The sequence below is a fragment of the Burkholderia pseudomultivorans genome (genome assembly GCF_001718415.1).
Taxonomy (GTDB): domain Bacteria; phylum Pseudomonadota; class Gammaproteobacteria; order Burkholderiales; family Burkholderiaceae; genus Burkholderia; species Burkholderia pseudomultivorans_A.
Map to the genome: position 1 here is coordinate 3,935,762 of NZ_CP013378.1, position 20,202 is coordinate 3,955,963.

General features: G+C 69.4%; 16 protein-coding genes. 9 read left to right on the forward strand and 7 right to left on the reverse strand.

Annotated elements, in window-relative coordinates:
• Positions 1–9: 9 nt before the first annotated feature.
• Together WS57_RS30505 and purT are read right to left on the reverse strand one after the other, a co-directional pair.
• Positions 10–195 (reverse strand): DUF6726 family protein, encoded by a 186-nt coding sequence (locus WS57_RS30505; protein WP_009689219.1) that lies wholly within the window; start codon positions 193–195, stop codon positions 10–12.
• Positions 196–214: 19 nt separating this feature from the next.
• Positions 215–1,429, reverse strand: coding sequence for a formate-dependent phosphoribosylglycinamide formyltransferase (gene purT / locus WS57_RS30510; RefSeq protein ID WP_009689220.1), 1,215 nt, complete (start codon positions 1,427–1,429; stop codon positions 215–217).
• A gap of 208 nt (positions 1,430–1,637) precedes the next feature.
• Between purT and WS57_RS30515 the strand changes: the two genes are divergently transcribed.
• Both WS57_RS30515 and WS57_RS30520 read left to right on the forward strand, forming a co-directional pair.
• Positions 1,638–2,183, forward strand: coding sequence for an META domain-containing protein (locus tag WS57_RS30515; RefSeq protein ID WP_009689221.1), 546 nt, complete (start codon positions 1,638–1,640; stop codon positions 2,181–2,183).
• Between the two features lie 176 nt (positions 2,184–2,359).
• The gene (locus tag WS57_RS30520; protein WP_069245251.1) at positions 2,360–7,732 is read left to right on the forward strand and encodes a DNA translocase FtsK; all 5,373 of its coding nucleotides are present in this window, start codon (positions 2,360–2,362) and stop codon (positions 7,730–7,732) included.
• Positions 7,733–7,850: 118 nt separating this feature from the next.
• Here WS57_RS30520 and WS57_RS30525 read toward each other — a convergent pair whose 3' ends face one another.
• Positions 7,851–9,098, reverse strand: a complete 1,248-nt coding sequence (locus WS57_RS30525; protein WP_155774378.1) for a lactonase family protein — start codon at positions 9,096–9,098, stop codon at positions 7,851–7,853.
• A 163-nt stretch (positions 9,099–9,261) separates the two neighbouring features.
• Here WS57_RS30525 and WS57_RS30530 point away from each other — a divergent pair, with 163 nt between their 5' ends.
• Positions 9,262–11,091 (forward strand): glycoside hydrolase family 15 protein, encoded by a 1,830-nt coding sequence (locus WS57_RS30530; RefSeq protein ID WP_040127903.1) that lies wholly within the window; start codon positions 9,262–9,264, stop codon positions 11,089–11,091.
• 211 nt (positions 11,092–11,302) lie between these two features.
• Positions 11,303–12,772 carry a polyhydroxyalkanoate depolymerase gene (locus tag WS57_RS30535; protein ID WP_040127904.1) on the forward strand — a complete coding sequence of 490 codons (1,470 nt, stop codon included), beginning with the start codon at positions 11,303–11,305 and terminating at the stop codon, positions 12,770–12,772.
• Between the two features lie 93 nt (positions 12,773–12,865).
• Here the strand turns inward: WS57_RS30535 and WS57_RS30540 are convergent, their stop codons facing one another.
• Positions 12,866–13,498 carry a TetR family transcriptional regulator gene (locus WS57_RS30540; RefSeq protein WP_009687728.1) on the reverse strand — a complete coding sequence of 211 codons (633 nt, stop codon included), beginning with the start codon at positions 13,496–13,498 and terminating at the stop codon, positions 12,866–12,868.
• A 156-nt stretch (positions 13,499–13,654) separates the two neighbouring features.
• Here WS57_RS30540 and rsxB point away from each other — a divergent pair, with 156 nt between their 5' ends.
• Both rsxB and nth read left to right on the forward strand, forming a co-directional pair.
• Positions 13,655–14,644: an electron transport complex subunit RsxB gene (rsxB, locus tag WS57_RS30545; protein ID WP_059519582.1), complete on the forward strand. Its 990-nt coding sequence runs from the start codon at positions 13,655–13,657 to the stop codon at positions 14,642–14,644.
• Positions 14,641–15,285 carry an endonuclease III gene (nth, locus tag WS57_RS30550; protein ID WP_069245253.1) on the forward strand — a complete coding sequence of 215 codons (645 nt, stop codon included), beginning with the start codon at positions 14,641–14,643 and terminating at the stop codon, positions 15,283–15,285. Before rsxB ends, nth begins: the two co-directional genes overlap by 4 nt.
• 160 nt (positions 15,286–15,445) lie before the next feature.
• Here the strand turns inward: nth and WS57_RS30555 are convergent, their stop codons facing one another.
• On the reverse strand, positions 15,446–16,375 hold the full coding sequence (locus WS57_RS30555) for a DMT family transporter (RefSeq protein ID WP_059519605.1): 930 nt from the start codon (positions 16,373–16,375) through the stop codon (positions 15,446–15,448).
• Positions 16,376–16,589: 214 nt separating this feature from the next.
• Between WS57_RS30555 and WS57_RS30560 the strand changes: the two genes are divergently transcribed.
• Complete coding sequence (locus WS57_RS30560; RefSeq protein ID WP_059479082.1) at positions 16,590–17,024, forward strand: DUF1841 family protein; 435 nt, start codon at positions 16,590–16,592, stop codon at positions 17,022–17,024.
• A gap of 112 nt (positions 17,025–17,136) precedes the next feature.
• Here the strand turns inward: WS57_RS30560 and WS57_RS30565 are convergent, their stop codons facing one another.
• A complete protein-coding gene (locus WS57_RS30565; RefSeq protein WP_009688325.1) occupies positions 17,137–17,496 on the reverse strand; it encodes a c-type cytochrome in 360 nt (119 codons plus the stop codon).
• A gap of 39 nt (positions 17,497–17,535) precedes the next feature.
• The gene (locus WS57_RS30570) at positions 17,536–17,895 is read right to left on the reverse strand and encodes a c-type cytochrome (protein ID WP_006398704.1); all 360 of its coding nucleotides are present in this window, start codon (positions 17,893–17,895) and stop codon (positions 17,536–17,538) included.
• A gap of 245 nt (positions 17,896–18,140) precedes the next feature.
• Here WS57_RS30570 and WS57_RS30575 point away from each other — a divergent pair, with 245 nt between their 5' ends.
• The gene (locus tag WS57_RS30575) at positions 18,141–18,983 is read left to right on the forward strand and encodes an AAA family ATPase (protein ID WP_009688326.1); all 843 of its coding nucleotides are present in this window, start codon (positions 18,141–18,143) and stop codon (positions 18,981–18,983) included.
• A gap of 25 nt (positions 18,984–19,008) precedes the next feature.
• Positions 19,009–20,184, forward strand: coding sequence for a vWA domain-containing protein (locus WS57_RS30580; protein WP_009688327.1), 1,176 nt, complete (start codon positions 19,009–19,011; stop codon positions 20,182–20,184).
• Positions 20,185–20,202 lie beyond the last annotated feature (18 nt).

Genomic DNA, 20,202 nt, shown 5'->3' on the forward strand with positions numbered 1-20,202 from the left:
TCGACGGGATCAGGGATCGATGACGTCCGCGCAGGCATCGGTCGGCGCGGCGGCGACATGGCCGACGAGCGGCACGATCTTGAGCCCCGCCGACGCGACCCGGCACGGCGCGGCCGCCAGGCCGCAGCCGGCAAGCCCGGCGAAGAGCGCCAGCGCGGCGCCCAGCTTCCCGATTCGCAACAGCATCGACGTCATCTCGTCCTCTCCCGGTTGCTCAGCGGCCCGACACGGGTCGGACGGCCGCGGCGGCGCGCTTCGCGCGTTCACGGGCTTCGTCGACGGTCGCGCCGGTCGCGAGCGCGACGCCCATGCGCCGCTTTGCAAAACTTTCCGGCTTGCCGAACAGCCGCAGGTCGGCGCCCGGCACCGCAAGCGCGTCGCGCACGCCTTCGAACGCGATGCCGCGCTCGTCGAGCCCGCCATAGATCACGGCCGACGCGGCCGGCGAGCCGAGCGTCGGATCGACCGGCAGCCCGAGGATCGCGCGCGCGTGCAGCTCGAACTCCGACTGGCGCTGCGACGCGAGCGTGACGAGCCCCGTGTCGTGCGGGCGCGGGCTCACCTCGGAGAACCACACGTCGTCGCCGCGCACGAACAGTTCGACGCCGAACAGCCCGCGGCCGCCGAGCGCCTCGGTCACCTTGTGCGCGATCTCGCGCGATTTCGCGAGCGCCGCCGCGCTCATCGGCTGAGGCTGCCACGACTCGACGTAGTCGCCCGCCACCTGCACGTGGCCGACCGGCTCGCAGAACCAGGTGCGCGTGTCGAGCGTCGCGGGGTCGATCGCGCGCACCGTCAGCTGCGTGATCTCGTATTCGAAATCGATGAAGCCCTCGACGATCACGCGGCCGTGGTTCACGCGGCCGCCGGCCATCGCGTAATCCCAGGCGGGCTTGATGTCGGCGTCGGTGCGCACGACCGACTGCCCCTTGCCCGACGACGACATCACCGGCTTCACGACGCACGGCATGCCGATCTTCGCGACGGCCGCCGCGAATGCGTCGAACGATTCGGCGAACGCGTACGGCGACGTCGGCAGCCCGAGCTCCTCGGCCGCGAGGCGGCGGATGCCTTCGCGGTTCATCGTGAGCTGCGTCGCGCGCGCGGTCGGAATCACTTCGGCGAGGCCGGCCGCCTCGATCGCGGCCAGCGCGTCGGTCGCGATCGCCTCGATTTCCGGCACGATCAGATGCGGCCGCTCGGCCTCGACGAGCGCGCGCAGCGCGGCGCCGTCCGTCATGTCGATCACGTGCGCGCGGTGCGCGACCTGGTGGCCCGGCGCGTCCGGGTAGCGGTCGACCGCGACGACTTCGACGCCGAGCCGCTGCAACGCGATGATGACTTCCTTGCCGAGTTCGCCGGCGCCGAGCAGCATGACGCGCGTGGCCGACGGAGAAAGCGGCGTCCCGAGCCGCTGACCGATCTGCATGTGATTTCCCGCTTCTTTCTGTTGGAGGATCGAAACGGCTTCGATGTTAACACGCGCGCACGGGCCGGTCCGACGCGTTTCGTCGCGCCGCCGCGCCCGGCGCGCAGGCGGGCTGCGAACGTTTTCATGCGCACGGTGTCGGCTCGCTCGCGCGGGGCGGGTGCGTTACTCTTACGCCTTGTTCAGAATCCGATGAGGAACGAGGCTCATGTCCCACCTGTCCGCCACCGCCCGCGCATGCAACGGCCTGCTCCGCCCGCTGCGCGCGCCGCTTTGCGCGTTGACGCTTGCCACGCTTCTCGCCGCCTGCGCGATGCCGACCCACCCCGATTCCGCCGCCCCCGCACCCGACCCGTACAACCCCGCCGCCGTCCAGCTGCTCGACGACACGAGCTGGGAACTCACGAGCTGGCAGAACGCCGACGGCACGTCGCGCACGGTCCCTCACGGCGACAACGGCGAGCCGATCAAGCTCGAGCTGTCGACGCAGTCGGGCATCCGGCGCGCGAGCGGGTTCGCCGGCTGCAACCGCTACATGGGCGCCTACAACGTGAAGAACGGGCTGCTCAGCTTCGGCCCGCTCGCCGGCACGCGGATGGCGTGCCCGAACACGCTCGGCGGTCAGCTCGAACGCGCGTACCTCGACGCGCTCGCGCACATCGCGAAGACCGGCGTGCAGATGCGCGACCCGCAGCAGTTGCAGATCGTGACCGAAGCCGGCGCGACGCTGACCTTCACGCGCCGCGGCCCCTGAAGCGCCGAAACCGCGCGCGGCGCGAAGGCCGACCGGCCGCCTTCTCCCTGCGCGTCGCACGCATGGCGCGGCGTGAAACCGATATTTGCGCCGCCTTGTCTTAGAGTCTTGTTCGTCGGCCGGTTAAACTCGGCGGGTCGCGCGTCGCGCTCCCCGCCTCATTCCTGTTTCATAGCATGCACACGGTTGTTTTCGGCTGGTTCGGCGTCTCCGCCGTCTGGTTCCTCCTTCTCTTCTGGCGTCTCGTGCAGGCCATGCTGCCCGGCGGCGGCGGGCTCGCCGGCCGCGGGTCGATCCGTCTGTGGCTCGGCTTCGCGGCCGTCTTCGTCGCGAGCTGCACGCTGACGAGTGCACTCTCCGGCCCCGACACGAACGCGCTCGGTCATGCGTTCGCGGCCGGCTTCGCGCACGTGCTCGGCCCGGTCGGCACGCCGGTCGCGATGGTCGTGCTGCTGTTCGCGGGGCTGCCCTGGCTGACCGGCATCGGCTGGCGGCAGTTCGCCGCGTGGGTCGACACGTCGTTCGGCGTCAAGCTGTCGCGCGACCGCGGCGACGACGATGCGCATGGCATCGCCGACCTGCCGCGCAGCGCGCTGCATCGCGACGACGACATCGTGCAGCCGACCACCGCGCACACCGTCAACTCGATGGCGCCGCGACAGAACGGCCGCTATGCGCGCCCGACGCTGTGGAAGCCCGATCCGCAGGCACGGCCGCAGCCGCGCCGCAAGACCGCGCCGCGTCCGCCGGTCGAGCCCGTCGCGCCTTCCGGCTGGCTGAAGCCGTCGGCACCGGCCGGTCGCACGCCGCCACCGCCGTCCGTCCCCGTCACGACCGGCGCGATGCCGCCGCCGACGACCGGCAGCACCGCCAGCCTCGCGCGCGCCGCAGCGAACGCGCAGGTGCCGCGCCCCGATCCGGCCCCGCTGCCGGCCGGCTTCGAGCCGGTACGGCCTCGGCCGACCGCCGCGCGGCCGGTTGCCGCCGCTGCGCTCAACAAACAGCCGGCTGCGCCCCGCGCGGCCGTCACGCCCCGCCCCGCTCCCGCGACGCAGCCGCGCCCGCCGGTGCGGCCGGTCGGCGGAATCGTGCCGGCCGGCACGGCTTCTGATCCGTCGCGCCGTCGCACGGTGACGCCACCGCCGCCTAAGCGCGCGCCGCTCTACGCGTGGGCGGAAAAGCCGGCGACGCCGATCTCGCCGGCGCCAAGCGTCCATGAAACGCTCCGCTCGATCGAGGCGAGCACCGCGCAATGGGCCGCGATGGCCGGCGCGCAGCAGCCCGGCGACGCCGCCGGCGCGGCGGCGGCCGGCGTGGCCGGGATCGCTGCCGCAGGGAACGGCATGGCCGCGCCGTTTTCCGCCACCGGATCGGACGCGAGCGTTTCCGGCATTTCCGACCATGCCGCGCATCGTGGCGACCAAACGGTCGTGCGCGAGGCGGCGCCGACCGCGCACGACGACGATGCACCGATCGTGCTGGATGCGTTCGCGCCGGTTGAACCGCACGGCCTCGCTTCGACGATCGGCGCAGGTACGGCGACGACGTTCGGGATGGCCGCGCAAGATGCACAGTCGGGCAGCGCCGTCGGTCCTCACGCATTTGCGTCGCACGCGGACAACGAGATGCACAACAGCGTTGCGGCGCCTGCCGTGCCGACGTTCGACGTCGCGCCGGCGTCCGCGCCCGATGCGGCGATCGCGCTTGCGCCGTGGGAAGACTTTGCCGGTCAGTCGGTCGCCGCGTTCGGCGGGTCGCGTGATGGTTCGTCTGATGCGCTGTCGCCGGCCGCGGCCGACGCTCGGCCCGCGACTGCGGCCGGGTCGCGACCCTCCGTCGAAATCGCGCAGCCGGAAGCTGACGCGAATCGACATGACGGTATCGCGCCGGCATCGGCTTCGTCGGTCGACACCGTCGAGCGTGCGGCGGAAACCGATAGCACGGCATCGGAAGACGGGAACGGGAAGTCGAATTCTCTCGGCGCGGAATCGAACGCGGGCGGCGTGCAGCCTGTCGCCGCACCGGCCGGGCCGGTCTCGCCCCTTCCCGCTTCGTCGATCGGTGAGACATCGGCGAAGGCGGTGCGCGGCGCCGCTTCGATCGCAGCAGTGGCGGTAGCAGCCGATCCCGCGGCGGAAACCGTCGAGCCTGCGGCAGCAGGAAGCGTCGTGACGAAGCCCGTCGCCGATGCCGGATCGTCGATGCAGGACAGCGTGCAGTCGGCTGCGAAGCCGGCGCCCGCTTCGGGCGTGACCGCGGTCGCATCGACGCCCAAATCCTCGGTGGCTCAACCATTCTCGGCCGCGACGATCGCCGCCACGCCGTCGCCTGCCGACGCCGCATCCGGTGGTTCGACGCCTCTGGCTTCCGCAGCGAACGGCGCGCCCGTTGCTACGACCGGGTCTGCTTCCGGCCCCGCGACGCCGGCATCGACTGCGAGCACCGCCCCCATTGCGGCGATGCTGTCGCCCGGTGACTCGACAGCGTCTACTTCCGGCTCTGCGGCACTGACACCGGCCGCGAACAGCGCGCCCAGTGCTGCGACGCCTTCGTCCGGCGGCTCGACGGTGTCCGCTCCCGGCTCCGCAGCACCTGCACCGGCCGCGAACACCATATCCATTACGGCGACGTCCGATGAGGCGGCAACGTCCTCGACCGGTTCTGCTGCGCCAGTACCGGCATCCGCCGCGTCGATAGCCGCGACGACCTCCCCTCTCGGCGCGGCGACGGCTGCATCCGGTTCGTTCGCGCAGGCGAGCGCATCGGCATCGAGCGCTGAATCGTCGCCGATCGGCGTCGCGCGTACGGCTGCCGATACGATCGCGCAGCCGTCGGCTTCCGCCGCGCAGACCGTTCGCGTGCCATCGTCCGGTGGCGCCGCGGGTTCGGCACCGGCTTCGGTCCAGCCGACAGCAGCTTCGTCGACGCTCGCCGGCACGTCCGCGGCCATTGGCGTCGCGCGCGCCGCGTCCGGCTTGGTTTCGCAATCGCCGGCGCCTGCGGCCTTCGCTCCCGCGTCAGCGAACGCGCTGCCCGGTTCGACAGCCCTGCAGCCTTCGGCAGCGCCGATCGCCGATACCGCGACGCACACACCGACTGCTGCGCCGACCGCGGCAAGCGGCACGACCATGTCCACGCATCAGCCGTCGGCCGTCGCGCCGACACGCTCCGCGACGATCGCCCCTCCGACGGCGCAATCGAGCGGCGCGGTATCCGCTCATCCCGCAGCGGCGACGCCGGCACCAGCCGTTCCGTCGAATCGCGTGGCCGACATCCCCGCTACCGCTACGCCGTCCGCCGCGACCGAAACGACGCGAACCGCAATCGATGCACCTGTCGTCGCGGCTCCCGCCGCGATCGCTCCGATGACGACGGGAACGTCGGCTTCCGTTCACTCGGCGACCAGCTCACCCGTGACGACGACTGGCACGACCGCCGGCGCTCTCGCGCCGGCTGCCGCGCCCGTGTCGCCGGCAGCCCCCACGGCGACGCTTTCCGGCAGCCCTGCCGTGCCGACCGTACCCACCGGCACACCGGTCACGCCCGCGAGCGTCGAGACGACCGCTCCGGCTGCCGTACCGGCCGCATCGACAACGCCTGCCGCAGCAACCGCGCTCTCCGCGGCGCCCGCCACGTCGTTCACGACAGCGGCCAGCCCCGCCCTCGCGCCTGCAAACGGCACCGCGTCGAACACCGCCGCGGCAGCGACCTACGGATCCACGCCAGGCGCCCCGTCAGCCGCATCCAGCGGATCCGTGCCGCATGGCGTACCGGCCCCGTCCATCGCATCGCCAGCGCCACAGTCACCGCTCTCCCCCGCCACGGCCGTTGCGCCCGCATTCGTCGTGGCCGCGCCGGCTTCGACCGTTCCCGGCACCAACCCGCCCGCGCCGCCGGTCGTCGCACCGGTCGCCGCTGCCGCATCCGTCGACTCGACCGCGCCGGCAACGGCCGCCCCGAGCGCCGACACCGCAGCCGCCGCGCCATTGCCCGCTGCGCCCACCGCACCCGACACCCCGGCCCGCCAGCCGCGCCCGAATGCATTCGAATTCCACGCGCCCGCGTCGTTCGACGTCGAACTGCCGACGCTCGACCTGCTCGAGCCTGCGTCGGACGACATCGAGACGATCAGCGACGAACATCTCGCGCAGACCGGCCAGGTGATCGAGCAGCGCCTGCAGGAATTCAAGGTGCCGGTGACGGTCGTCGGCGCGTCGGCCGGCCCCGTGATCACGCGCTTCGAGATCGAGCCCGCGCTCGGCGTGCGCGGCAGCCAGATCGTCGGGCTGATGAAGGACCTGTCGCGCGGCCTCGGCCTCACGTCGATCCGCGTCGTCGAGACGATTCCCGGCAAGACCTGCATGGGCCTCGAACTGCCGAACGCGAAACGCCAGATGATCCGGCTGTCGGAGATCCTCGAGTCGCGCCAGTACCAGCATTCGGCGTCGCAGCTGACGATCGCGATGGGCAAGGACATCACCGGTCATCCGGTCGTCACCGATCTCGCGAAGGCGCCGCACATGCTCGTGGCCGGCACCACCGGTTCGGGCAAGTCGGTCGCGATCAACGCGATGATCCTGTCGCTGCTGTACAAGGCGACGCCCGACGACGTGCGCCTCATCATGATCGACCCGAAGATGCTGGAGCTGTCGGTCTACGAGGGGATTCCGCACCTGCTCGCGCCGGTCGTCACCGACATGAAGCTCGCCGCGAATGCGCTGAACTGGTGCGTCGGCGAGATGGAGAAGCGCTACCGGCTGATGTCGGCCGTCGGCGTGCGCAACCTCGCGGGCTTCAACCAGAAGATCCGCGACGCCGAGGCGAAGGAAAAGAAGATCGGCAACCCGTTCTCGCTGACGCCGGACGATCCGGAACCGCTGTCGACGCTGCCGCTGATCGTCGTCGTGATCGACGAGCTGGCCGACCTGATGATGGTCGCAGGCAAGAAGATCGAGGAGCTGATCGCCCGCCTCGCGCAGAAGGCGCGCGCGGCCGGCATCCACCTGATCCTAGCCACGCAGCGTCCGTCGGTCGACGTGATCACCGGCCTGATCAAGGCGAACATCCCGACGCGCGTCGCGTTCCAGGTGTCGTCGAAGATCGATTCGCGCACGATTCTCGACCAGATGGGCGCCGAATCGCTGCTCGGCCAGGGCGACATGCTGTTCCTGCCGCCCGGCACCGGCTATCCGCAGCGCGTGCACGGCGCGTTCGTCGCCGACGAGGAAGTGCACCGGATCGTCGAATACCTGAAGCAGTTCGGCGAGCCGCAGTACGAGGAAGGCATTCTCGACGGCCCCGCGGCCGACGGCGCGACGCAGGACCTGTTCGGCGACGCGCCCGACGCGGAAGCCGATCCGCTGTACGACGAAGCCGTCGCCTTCGTCGTGCGCACGCGGCGTGCGTCGATCTCGTCGGTGCAGCGGCAGCTGCGCATCGGCTACAACCGCGCCGCGCGTCTCGTCGAGCAGATGGAAGCGGCCGGGCTGGTATCGTCGATGGGCATCAACGGCAGTCGCGAGGTGCTCGTGCCGGCCGCGGCGGACTGAGCGACCGATCGGCCGATACTCTGCGATCGGCCGCAACCGGAACCCGCGAAACCGGCGCGCGTCGCCGGCCTCGCGAAACACGAAGGGCGCTGCGGTTCATCCGCCGCGCCCTTTTCATTTACTGCGGCACCCCCACCAGCTTGAAATCGACCGGCTTGCCGACCGAGACCTTCTGCGGATTGGCGCCCAGCAGGCCGGTATCGACGTCGCGGCTGAACACGTAGAACGTATCGCTGTCCTGGTTGCCGACGATCAGCCACTTGCCGGTCGGGTCGATCAGGAACTCGCGCGGCGTCCGGCCGAGGCTCGACTGGCGGCCGACCGTCTTCAGCCGACCATCGGCCCGGTTCACCGCGTAGATCACGATGTCGTTCGCGTCGCCGCGGTTGCTCGCGTACAGGAACCGGCCGTCCGGCGACAGATGGATCGCGCCGCCGCCGACCTTGCCCTTGAAGCCCGGCGCCGTCATCGGCACCGTCTCGACCGGCGTCAGCTTGCCGTCGTGATAGCCGAACACCTCCACCGACGCGTTCAGTTCGCTCGTCACGTACGCGAACCGGCCGTCGGCGCTGAATACCATGTGACGCGGCCCCGAGCCGGCCTTCACGGGCGTGTAGCGCGTGTCGGTCGGGCTGACCAGGCCGCGGCTGCCGTCCACCGTGTAGCGGTAGCCGTAGATCTTGTCGGTGCCGAGATCCTGCACGAACAGATAGCGGCCGTCCGGCGAGAACACCGTCGAATGCACGTGCGCGCCGTCCTGACGGCCCTTCACCGGCCCCGTGCCTTCATGGTGCACGGTCAGCACGGCCGGCCCGACCGCGCCGCCGCTGCCGATCGGGAACACCGCGAAGCTGCCGCCCGGATCCGCCGCGACCGAATAATTGGCCGTCACGAGGTATTTGCCGTCCGGCGACAGCGCGAGATAGCAAGGATCGTTCCCTTCTGAAGAAACGCGGTCGATGAACGTGAGCGCCCCCGTCCTCGCGTCGAAGCGGAATGCGCTGATGCCGCCGCGCTGGGTGGCCGGCCCGTTGTCGCCGGGCAGCTCGTTGACCGCGTAGACGGTCTGACCGTCGCGGCTAGGCAACAGGTACGACGGGTTCACCGTCTTCGCCGACGACACCGGCGCGACGCTGCCGGTTTTCGTATCGAAACGGTAAACATAGATCCCGTCGCTGCCGCCACCGGTATAGGTGCCGACCAGCAGGTTGTAGACGCCGTCGGCCGATGCCGGCGATTGCTGCGCAAATGCATGGGTCGCGGACAGCGAAAGCACGATCGCGAAACCTTTCATCCAGTGAGCGAACCTAAGCGGGAACCCTCGTGTCGAAGCGCGGGCGTCATGCTCGCGTAAACGGTTGGGCATTGAATCCTCCTTGCGTCGAGTCGCTTCAAGTGTTGAGATAGGACGAAACGCCGGCCGTTCATGCGCTCCGCCGCCCGGCCGAGTATACGGGCCGCGGCGCTCGGGCGTGAAGCCCGCTCGCCGTAGTCCGCATTGTGAACTCGATATCCAAGGACCGCCGCCCATGCCCGCCCTGATCGAAGACTACGCCCTCGTCGGCGACGGCCACACGGCCGCGCTGATCGCAAAAGACGGCTCCGTCGACTGGCTGTGCTGGCCCCGCTTCGACTCGGGGGCCTGCTTCGCGGCACTCGTCGGCACGCCCGAGCACGGCCGCTGGCTGCTTGCGCCGGCCGCCGACGCCGCGATCACGCACACGACCCGCCGCTATCGCGGCGACACGCTGATTCTCGAAACCGACTATGAGAGCGCCGACGGCGCCGTGACCGTGGTCGACTTCATGCCGCCCGGCAACGGCTGGTCCGAGCTGGTGCGGATCGTCGTCGGCCGGCGCGGCACGATGAAGATGCGCATGGAACTGGTGCTGCGCTTCGACTACGGCTTCTCGATCCCGTGGGTCACGCAGCTCGCGCGCGAGGACGGCATGAAGGCGATCGCAGGCCCCGACACGGTCGTGCTGCGCACGCCGGTGCCGCTCACCGGCAAGAACCTGCATACGCTCGCCGAATTCACGGTAAGCGCCGACGAACGCGTGCCGTTCTCGCTCGGCTACGCACCGTCGCACCTGCGTCTGCCGCCCGCGCGCGATCCGCTGTCGATGCTCGCGCGCACCGAGAACTACTGGCTCGAATGGTCGGGCCGCTGCCAGGTGCAGGGCCGCTACGCGGCCGCCGTGCGCCGTTCGCTGATCACGCTGAAGGCGCTCGCGTACGAGCCGACCGGCGGCATCGTCGCCGCGCCGACCACGTCGCTGCCGGAAAAGATCGGCGGCAACCGCAACTGGGACTACCGCTTCTGCTGGCTGCGCGACGCGACGATCACGCTGCTCGCGCTGATGCGCGGCGGCTACTACGACGAGGCGCGCGCGTGGCGCGCCTGGCTCGGCCGCGTGATGGCCGGCTCGCCCGAGCAGATCCAGATCATGTACGGGATCGCCGGCGAGCGCCGGCTGCCGGAGATGGAGCTCGACTGGCTGCCCGGCTACCAGGATTCGAAGCCGGTGCGGGTCGGCAATGGCGCGGCGAACCAGCTGCAGCTCGACGTGTTCGGCGAGGTGATGGCCGCGCTGCACCTCGCGCGCGTGGGCGGCCTGCAGGCCGACGATACGGTGTGGTCGGTGCAATGCGCGCTGCTCGATCATCTCGAGAAGATCTGGCAGGAGCCCGACGAAGGCATCTGGGAAACGCGCGGCGGCCGCCGCCATTTCACGTTCTCGAAGGTGATGGCGTGGGTCGCGTTCGACCGCGCGATCAAGTCGGCCGAGATGTTCCGCCTGTCCGGCCCGCTCGACCGCTGGCGCGCGATGCGCGAGCGGATTCACGCGGACGTGTGCGAGAAGGCCTGGCACGAGGAGAAGCAGGCGTTCGCGCAGAGCTACGGCAGCGACGAGCTCGACGCGAGCGTGCTGCTGCTGCCGCTGCTCGGCTTCCTGCCGCCGGAAGACCCGCGCATCGTCGGCACGGTCGAGGCGATCGAGCGCGAATTGCTGCACGACGGGCTCGTGATGCGCTACCGCACGACCGAGTACAACGACGGCCTGCCGCCCGGCGAAGGCACGTTTCTCGCATGCAGCTTCTGGCTCGTCGACAATTACGCGCTGCTCGGCCGGATCGACGATGCGCACCGGCTGTTCGGCCGGCTGCTCGCGCTGTCGAACGACCTCGGACTGCTCGCGGAGGAGTACGATCCGGTCGAGGGGCGCCTCGTCGGCAATTTCCCGCAGGCGTTCTCGCACGTCGCGCTCGTGCATACGGCCATGAACCTCATGCACCATGAAGATGCAATGGCGCGCGCGGCGGGCCAGCCGGCGCCGGCCGTGGCCACGGGACGCTGAAACCGGCCTGCGCAGCTTGGTCAGAGAACGTCAAATCGCAAAAATTTGATGAAATATCGGGGAAATGTTGCATTGCACCACCGATCGTTGTCCGATATGATCGACGCGATTGTCCGGCCGCACTGCAACATGGCCGGCCGCTGACCCACACGGCACGCGGCGACGCCCCACGCCGCCATTGCGCACCGTCCCCCACGCGGGAGTAGCCTGCATGCTTTACCAACTGCACGAATTCCAGCGAGCGATGCTGAGCCCGCTCACGGCCTGGGCCCAGGCTGCATCGAAATCGTTCGCCAACCCGTCCAGCCCGTTCTCGCTGATGCCCGGCGCGCCGCGCATGGCGGCCGCCTACGAGCTGCTGTACCGGCTCGGCAAGGATTACGAGAAGCCGGAATTCAACCTTCACCAGATCGTCAAGGACGGCCACAACATCCCGATCGTCGAGCAGACGATCATCGAGAAGCCGTTCTGCCGGCTGCTGCGTTTCAAACGCTATTCGGACGATGCCGATGCCGTCACGCAGCTGAAGGACGAGCCGACCGTGCTGGTCTGCGCGCCGCTGTCGGGCCACCACTCGACGCTGCTGCGCGACACCGTGCGCACGCTGCTGCAGGATCACAAGGTCTACATCACCGACTGGATCGATGCGCGGATGGTGCCGGTCGAGACCGGTCCGTTCCATCTGCACGACTACATCGCGTACATCCAGGAATTCATCCGCCATATCGGCGCGCGCAACCTGCACGTGATCTCGGTGTGTCAGCCCACGGTGCCGGTGCTCGCGGCGATCTCGCTGATGGCGAGCCGCGGCGAGGACACGCCGCTCACGATGACGATGATGGGTGGCCCGATCGACGCGCGCCGCAGCCCGACGTCGGTGAACTCGCTGGCGACGCAGCATTCGCTGTCGTGGTTCGAGAACAACGTGATCCACACGGTGCCGGCGAACTATCCGGGCGAAGGCCGCCAGGTGTATCCGGGCTTCCTGCAGCACACGGGCTTCGTCGCGATGAACCCGGAACGCCATGCGCAATCGCACTGGGACTTCTACCAGAGCCTGCTGCGCGGCGACGAGGAAGACGCGGAAGCGCACCGCCGCTTCTACGACGAGTACAACGCGGTGCTCGACATGGCCGCCGAGTATTACCTCGAGACGATCCGCGTGGTGTTCCAGGAATTCCGGCTCGCCGAAGGCACGTGGGAAGTCGGCGGCGAACTCGTGCGTCCGCAGGACATCCGGCGCACCGCGCTGATGACGATCGAAGGCGAGCTCGACGACATCTCGGGCAGCGGCCAGACGCACGTCGCGCACGAACTGTGCACCGGCATCCCGCAGGACCACCGGCGCAGCCTGACCGCCGAGAAGTGCGGCCACTACGGGATCTTCTCGGGCCGCCGCTGGCGCACCATCATCTACCCGCAGTTGCGCGACTTCATCCGCGAGCATGCGCCGGAGCCGAAGCCCGGCGCAGCCAAGGACCGCCCCGACGCACCGGCGGCCAAGACGCTCGCGGCCGTGCCGGCCACCGACAAGGCGCAGGCCGAAACCGCCCGCGCCACCGCCGCGAAGCGCACGCGCGTGAAAGCGCCGGCCGCGGCGCCCGCCAAGGCGGCCGCCCCCGCCGCGAAACGCGCGGCCGGCACGCGTGCGAAACCCGTGCGCGCCCGCAAGGCGGCCTGACGCGCCGCGTTCCGACGAAAAAACGCCGCCGTGCGCACAGCACGGCGGCGTTTTCGTTTCTGCGCGAGCCGTGGCGCTTCGGGCTGCACCCGTTCAGCGCCGCAGCAGGTAGGCGAGCAGCACCTCGGTGTTCATCCTGACCATTTCCGCGCGCTCGTCGGCTTCACTGAAGTCGCGGCCGAGCGTCGCGGCGAGCGTGAAGCGGTTCGACACGATGTAGTAGCCGAGCCCGGACAGCGTCACGTAGAAGCGCAGCGGATCGACGTCGCTGCGGAACAGCCCGGCCTTCTGGCCGCGCGTCAGCACGTTGGCGAGCATCGACACGATCGGCGACATCATCTCGCGGATGCGCGTCGACTTGTGCAGGTAGCGCGCTTCGTGCAGGTTCTCGTTGTTGATGAGCCGCAGCAGTTCGGGATGGTCGCGATAGTAGTCCCAAACGAAATGCGCAAGCCGCGTGATGGCTTCGACGGGCGCGACGCCATCGAGATCGAGCACGCGTTCGGCTTCGGTGAGCGCGGAGAACGCGTGTTCGAGCACGGCGGTAAACAGCTGCTCCTTGCTGCCGAAGTAGTAATAGAGCATGCGCTCGTTGGTCTCGGCCCGCCGCGCGATCTGGTCGACGCGCGCACCGAACAGCCCTCCACTCGCGAATTCTTCGGCTGCCGCCATCAGAATGCGACGGCGCGTACCTTCAGGATCTCTTTTGATTTTTGGCTGATTCATGGTGGCGTTTTGCTATGTGAGCCGCGTGATCCGGACCGGCACCCCCACCGCCTCGGCGCCGGCCGCCGTGGAACGGACGCGCCGCGTGCGGCCGCCCTCCTGCTGCGCTCCTGCAAAAAAGCGGTTTGATTATGCGCACAGACGGCGTCCAGCGCAATGCGGGAAATCGGCGATAATCTGGGTTTGGCAAACCTTTCCGGCCGCACCCGCTGCGGCCGAGAGCCATTCGGCGCCGCAGCGCCCGTTGTCACCGTGACCGATTCCAAGACACTCGCAGATCGCATCGAAGATCTGCTTCCCCAGACCCAATGCACGAAGTGCGGCTATAACGGCTGCCGTCCGTACGCCGAGGCGATCGCCGCCGGCGACGCGAACTACAACCAGTGCCCGCCCGGCGGCGCCCAAGGCATCGCGCGGCTCGCGGGCCTGCTCGGCAAGCCGGTGATTCCGCTGAATCCCGTCAACGGCAGCGAACATCCGCGCGCGGTCGCCTTCATCGACGAAAGCCTCTGCATCGGCTGCACGCTGTGCATGCAGGCCTGCCCGGTCGACGCGATCGTCGGCGCGCCCAAGCAGATGCACACGATCGTCGAATCGCTGTGCACCGGCTGCGACCTGTGCGTGCCGCCCTGCCCGGTCGACTGCATTGCGATGGTGCCCGTCACCGGCGAGCGCACCGGCTGGGACGCGTGGACGCAGGAGCAGGCCGATGCCGCGCGCGAACGCCACGACCGGCGTCTCGCCCGCCAGCGCCGCGAGCGCGAGGCGGCCGAGGCGCGCGCCGCCGCACGGCGCGCCGCCAGCGCAAGCGCCGCGAAGACGGGCGCGGAACAAGCCGCCGCACCGGCCGCCGAGGACGATGCCGCCGCGAAGAAACGCGCGATCATCGCCGCCGCACTCGAACGCGCGCGCAAGAAGAAGGAAGAACTCGCGTCGCAGGGCGCCGCGCCGAAGAACACCGAAGGCGTGAGCGCGGCCGTGCAGGCGCAGATCGACGCGGCCGAAGCGCGCCGCAAGCGGCTCGCCGAACAGCGGGCCGCGCGCGATGCGGAGGCGGCCGGCCCGGCATCCGGCGACGACGCCCCCGCCGCCAACGACCAGGACGACCCCGGCCCGTCTGCGCCGCCCGACAAGAACGCTCCATGAACGCCAGCAAACGACGCGCGATCTACGAAACGCTGCAGAGCCTCAATCCGCATCCGACCAGCGAGCTCGAATACTCGACGCCGTTCGAGCTGCTGATCGCGGTCATGCTGTCCGCGCAGGCGACCGACGTGTCGGTCAACAAGGCGATGCGCAAGATGTTCCCGGTCGCGAACACCCCGCGACAAATCGTCGCGCTGGGCGAGGAAGGCGTCGCCGACTACATCAAGACGATCGGGCTCTACCGGACCAAGGCGAAGAACGTCGTCGCGGCCTGCCGGATCCTGCTCGACCGCTACGACGGCGAGGTGCCGGCCGACCGCGAGGCGCTCGAAAGCCTGCCCGGCGTCGGCCGCAAGACCGCCAACGTCGTGCTGAACACCGCGTTCGGCCAGCCGACCATCGCGGTCGACACGCATATCTTCCGCGTCGCGAACCGCACGGGGCTCGCGCCCGGCAAGGATGTGCGGGCCGTCGAGGCCGCCCTCGAGAAGTTCACGCCGAAGGAATTCCTGCACGACGCGCACCACTGGCTGATCCTGCACGGCCGCTACGTGTGCAAGGCGCGCAAGCCCGAATGCTGGCACTGCGCGATCGAGCCGCTGTGCGAATTCCGGCCGAAGACGCCGCCGCCCAACGAATAAGCCGGCAGCGCCGGTTGACGGGCTGTCGCGCGAACCCGATCGATCCCGGCGCCCGCAACGGGGCCCCGCGAACCGCCCCGCCTGGCGGGCGCCCGGGCAACGCATCCGCGCGCCGGGGAGGTCCGGTTCCCCGAACCGGCCCCGCGCCCTTCCCGACCGGCTATGCATTCGACGTCGCGGTCGCGTCGTCGGCCGCCGCACCGCCCGCGCGCACCAGCGCCAGCACGGCCGCGAGGATCGCGACGCCGCCTGCCCACTGCAGCGGCGACAGCGCCTCGCCGAACAGCAGCGCGGCCAGCGCGACCGTGACGACCGGCTCCAGCGTCGACAGCATCGACGTGCGCGCGGCCCCGAGCCGCTGCAGCCCCGCGAAGAACGCGAGCATCGCCGCGACCGTCGATACGAGCGCGATCGCGAGCATCGCGGCCCAGCCGCCCGCGTTCGCCGGCCAGCGCGGCGGCGCGCCGAACGCCGCGGTCCGCACGACGGCGATCGCGACGAGCGTCGCGGTCGCCGACAGGCAGATGATCGCGGTGGTCGCGAGCGGATCGATGCCGCGCGTCGCCTTCGTGCCGCCGACGATATACAGCGAATAGATCACCGCGGCGGCCAGCGCCAGCGCGATGCCGAGCGGCTCGCCGTGACCGCCGCCGACCATCAGCGCCGAGCCGGCGACGCACAGCACGAGCGCGACGGCCTTCGCGCGCGTGAGCCGCTCGCCGAGCCACCACGCGGCAAGCAGCGTGACGAACGCCGGATACAGGTACAGCAGCAGCGCGACGAGACTCGCCTGCGCGTGCTGGAGCGCGCTGAAATAGCAGAACGACTGCCCGACGTAGCCGAGCGCGCCCATCGCGACGAGCGGCATCAGCGCCCGGCCGCGCGGCCAGGCGACGCCGCGGCGCCGCGCGATCGCGGCCAGGATCGCGCCGCCGATCGCGAAGCGCACGATCAGCAGGCCGAGCACGTCGACGCCAGCCGCATACGCATAGCGGCCGAAGATCGCCATCGCGCCGAACGCGGCGGCGGACAACGCGACGTAGAGTGCGCCCTGCAGCGCGGCGGAAGACGAGCGGGTGGCGACGGTCATGGCGGTACGGGCACGCACGATGCGCGGCAACGGGAAAGACGGGACGATGGAGACCGTCGGAGTGTAGCGGGAGTCGGGCCGCGGGCCTAGGCCGTTGTTCACGCCGCAGCGCGCCGGGGCGCGGCCCCGCACGGCCGGCGCCAGCGCCGTGCGCCGACCCGGCGTACAATGCGCGACGCGGCATGACGCCGCGCGAATCACGACGTTCCCCACCATGTTCAATCCGAGTCGCGACGAAGTCCGTCGCTTTTTCACCGAGACCTGGCGCAAGCAGCGCGCCGGCGAGATCCTGACGCCGCTGGAAGCGATGGCCGCCGACTGGATCGTCGAGCACCCCGAATACCACGCCGAACTCGCGGACGCGGACGGTGCGGCCGCGCGCAGCTACACGCCCGAGGAAGGCCGCACGAACCCGTTCCTGCACCTGTCGATGCACCTGGCGATCAGCGAGCAGCTGTCGATCGACCAGCCGCCCGGGATCCGCGCCGCGCACGACAAGCTCGCGGCAAAGCTCGGCTCGACCCACGACGCGCAGCACGCGATCATGGAATGCCTCGGCGAAACGATCTGGGAAGCGCAGCGCACCAACACGCCGCCCGATACCGACGCATACCTGCAGCGCATCCTGCGCCGCGCGTCGCGCGACTGAGCCGCAGCACGCACACGGGCGCGGCGCCGCCGCGCCGCCACCGCGCGCGAGCAAAAAAATACCCCGCCTCGGCGGGGTATTTCCGCTGCACGGGCCCGCAGGCCCGGCGCGCTTACTTCTTGAACACGAGGTCGCCCTTCAGCGACTCGATGTAGGCCGCGATGTCCTTCATGTCGCTGACCGACAGGTTCTGCACCTGCGCCTGCATGATCGCGTTGTTGCGACCGAGCAGCGGGTTCGTCAGGCCCATCTGGTACTGGCGCATCGCCCACACGAGATAGTCGGCGTGCTGGCCCGCGAGGCGCGGATACTCGGCGTTGATCGGCTGGTTCAGCTTGGCGCCGTGGCAGGCCGCGCAGTTGTGCGATTCGACCAGGTCCTTGCCCTTCGCCAGATCGGCCGCATGCGCGGTGCCGATCGCGAGGCCGGCCGCGACCGCAATCGCCGCCGCCGTCTTGAATGCGTTGTTCATGAATGCTCCTGTCCCGCTGCTGAGATCAGCGGCGCGCGCTTACTTGTAGGGATTGTCCTTCGAGTCGACCTTCTGGGCGGCGTAGTAGGCCGCCAGATCGGCGATGTCCTGGTCCGTCAGCGAGCCGGCGATCGCGTTCATCGACGGGAAGTGACGATCCTTCTTGCGGTAGGACTTCAGCGCGTTCTCGAGGTATTGCTGGTTCTGGCCGCCGAGCACGGGCACCCGGTAGACCTCCGGATACGCCGCGCGGTAATCCTGGATGCCGTGGCAACCGATGCACATGGCGGCCTTGCTCGCCCCGTCCTTCGGGTTGCCGACCACACCGGCCGCCTGCGCGCTGCCCGCGAGCGCCACGAGCGCTGCGACAACGACGTGTTTGCCGACGAATTTGTTCATAGCTCTTGTAACCTAGCTTGAGGGGAAACTGGCGCCGAAGCGGCAACGGCCCGCGCCGTTTTGCTTGTCGGTCGCCACGCAGGCCAAAAAAAACGGCCAGATTGTACCGCGCCGGCGGGGAACGCGTCCATATGGGCGCCCCGGTCCGCCCCGCCGCAGCCCCGCAACGATACGCGGGCCACGCCGAACCCGACAGCCCTTCTGACTTATACTGGGATTTTTTCCCGACAGAGAAGAGCGCCGCCATGCGTTTCGAAGGGTCCTCGCACTACGTCGCCACCGACGATCTGAAGCTCGCGGTCAATGCCGCGCTGACGCTGCAACGCCCGCTGCTGATCAAGGGCGAGCCCGGCACCGGCAAGACCATGCTCGCCGAGGAAGTCGCGGCCGCCCTCGACATGCCGCTGCTGCAATGGCACATCAAGTCGACGACCAAGGCGCAGCAGGGCCTGTACGAATACGACGCCGTGTCGCGGCTGCGCGATTCGCAGCTCGGCGACGAACGCGTGAAGGACATCGCGAACTACATCGTCAAGGGCGTGCTGTGGCAGGCGTTCGACGCCGAACGCCCGAGCGTGCTGCTGATCGACGAGATCGACAAGGCCGACATCGAGTTCCCGAACGACCTGCTGCGCGAGCTCGACCGGATGGAATTCCACGTGTACGAGACGCGCGAGACCGTGCGCGCGAAGCACCGCCCGCTCGTCATCATCACGTCGAACAACGAGAAGGAGCTGCCCGACGCGTTCCTGCGCCGCTGCTTCTTCCACTACATCCAGTTTCCCGACCCGGCGACGATGCAGAAGATCGTCGCGGTCCACTTCCCGAACATCCGCGAGGAACTGCTGCATGCGGCGCTCGAGAGCTTCTTCGAGCTGCGCGGCGTGTCGGGGCTGAAGAAGAAGCCGTCGACGTCCGAACTGCTCGACTGGCTCAAGCTGCTGCTCGCCGAGAACATCCCGGCCGACGCGCTGCGCGGCGCCGACGCGAAGCAGATCGTGCCGCCGCTGGCGGGCGCGCTGCTGAAGAACGAGCAGGACCTGAACCTGCTCGAGCGGCTCGTCTACATGAACCGGCACAACCGGTAATCCCCCCTTCCGCAAAGGCCCGGCCATGCTGCTCAATTTCTTCTACGCGCTACGTGCGGCCAAGCTGCCCGTCTCGGTGAAGGAATACCTGACGCTGCTCGAATCGCTGAAGGCCGGGCTGATCGAGCCGTCGATCGACGCGTTCTACTTCCTCGCGCGCATGACGCTCGTCAAGGACGAGCAGTACTTCGACAAGTTCGACCAGGCCTTCGGCGCGTACTTCCACGGCGTGTCCGCGCTGCCGTCCGATGCGTTCGACGTGCCGCTCGACTGGCTCGAAAAGCGCCTCGAGCGCGAGCTGTCGCCCGAGGAAAAGGCGCAGATCGAAGCGCTCGGCGGCCTCGACAAGCTGATGGAGCGCCTGAAGGAACTGCTCGACGAACAGAAGGAGCGGCACGAAGGCGGCAACAAGTGGATCGGCACCGGCGGCACGTCGCCGTTCGGCCATGGCGGCTACAACCCGGAAGGCATGCGCATCGGCGGCCCGTCGAACGGCAACCGCACCGCGGTGAAGGTGTGGGAAGCGCGCGCCTACCGCGACTACGACGATTCGGTCGAAATCGGCACGCGCAACATCAAGGTCGCGCTGCGGCGGCTGCGCCGCTTCGCGCGCGAAGGCGCGGCCGAGGAGCTCGACCTGCCCGGCACGATCCGCAGCACGGCCGCGAACGCGGGCTGGCTCGACCTGCGGATGGTGCCCGAGCGCCACAACAACGTGAAGGTGCTGATGCTGCTCGACGTCGGCGGCTCGATGGACGACCACATCAAGCGCACCGAAGAGCTGTTCTCGGCCGCGAAGGCCGAATTCAAGCATCTGGAGTTCTTCTACTTCCACAACTGCGTGTACGACCACCTGTGGAAGAACAACCGGCGCCGCCACGCGGAGCGCACCGCGACCTGGGACGTGCTGCACAAGTTCACGCCCGACTACAAGCTGATCTTCGTCGGCGACGCGACGATGAGCCCGTACGAGGTGCTGCAGCCGGGCGGCTCGGTCGAGTACAACAACGCGGAGGCCGGCGCCGTCTGGCTGCGCCGCCTCGCCGACCAGTTCCCCCATCATGCATGGCTGAATCCCGAGCCCGAGCGGCTATGGGAATACCGGCAGTCGGTCGCGATCATTCGCGACCTGCTGGGCCAGCGCATGTATCCGCTCACGCTCGCGGGCCTCGAAACCGCGATGCGCGCCCTGAGCAAGTAACGAATCCCCAACCAGCAG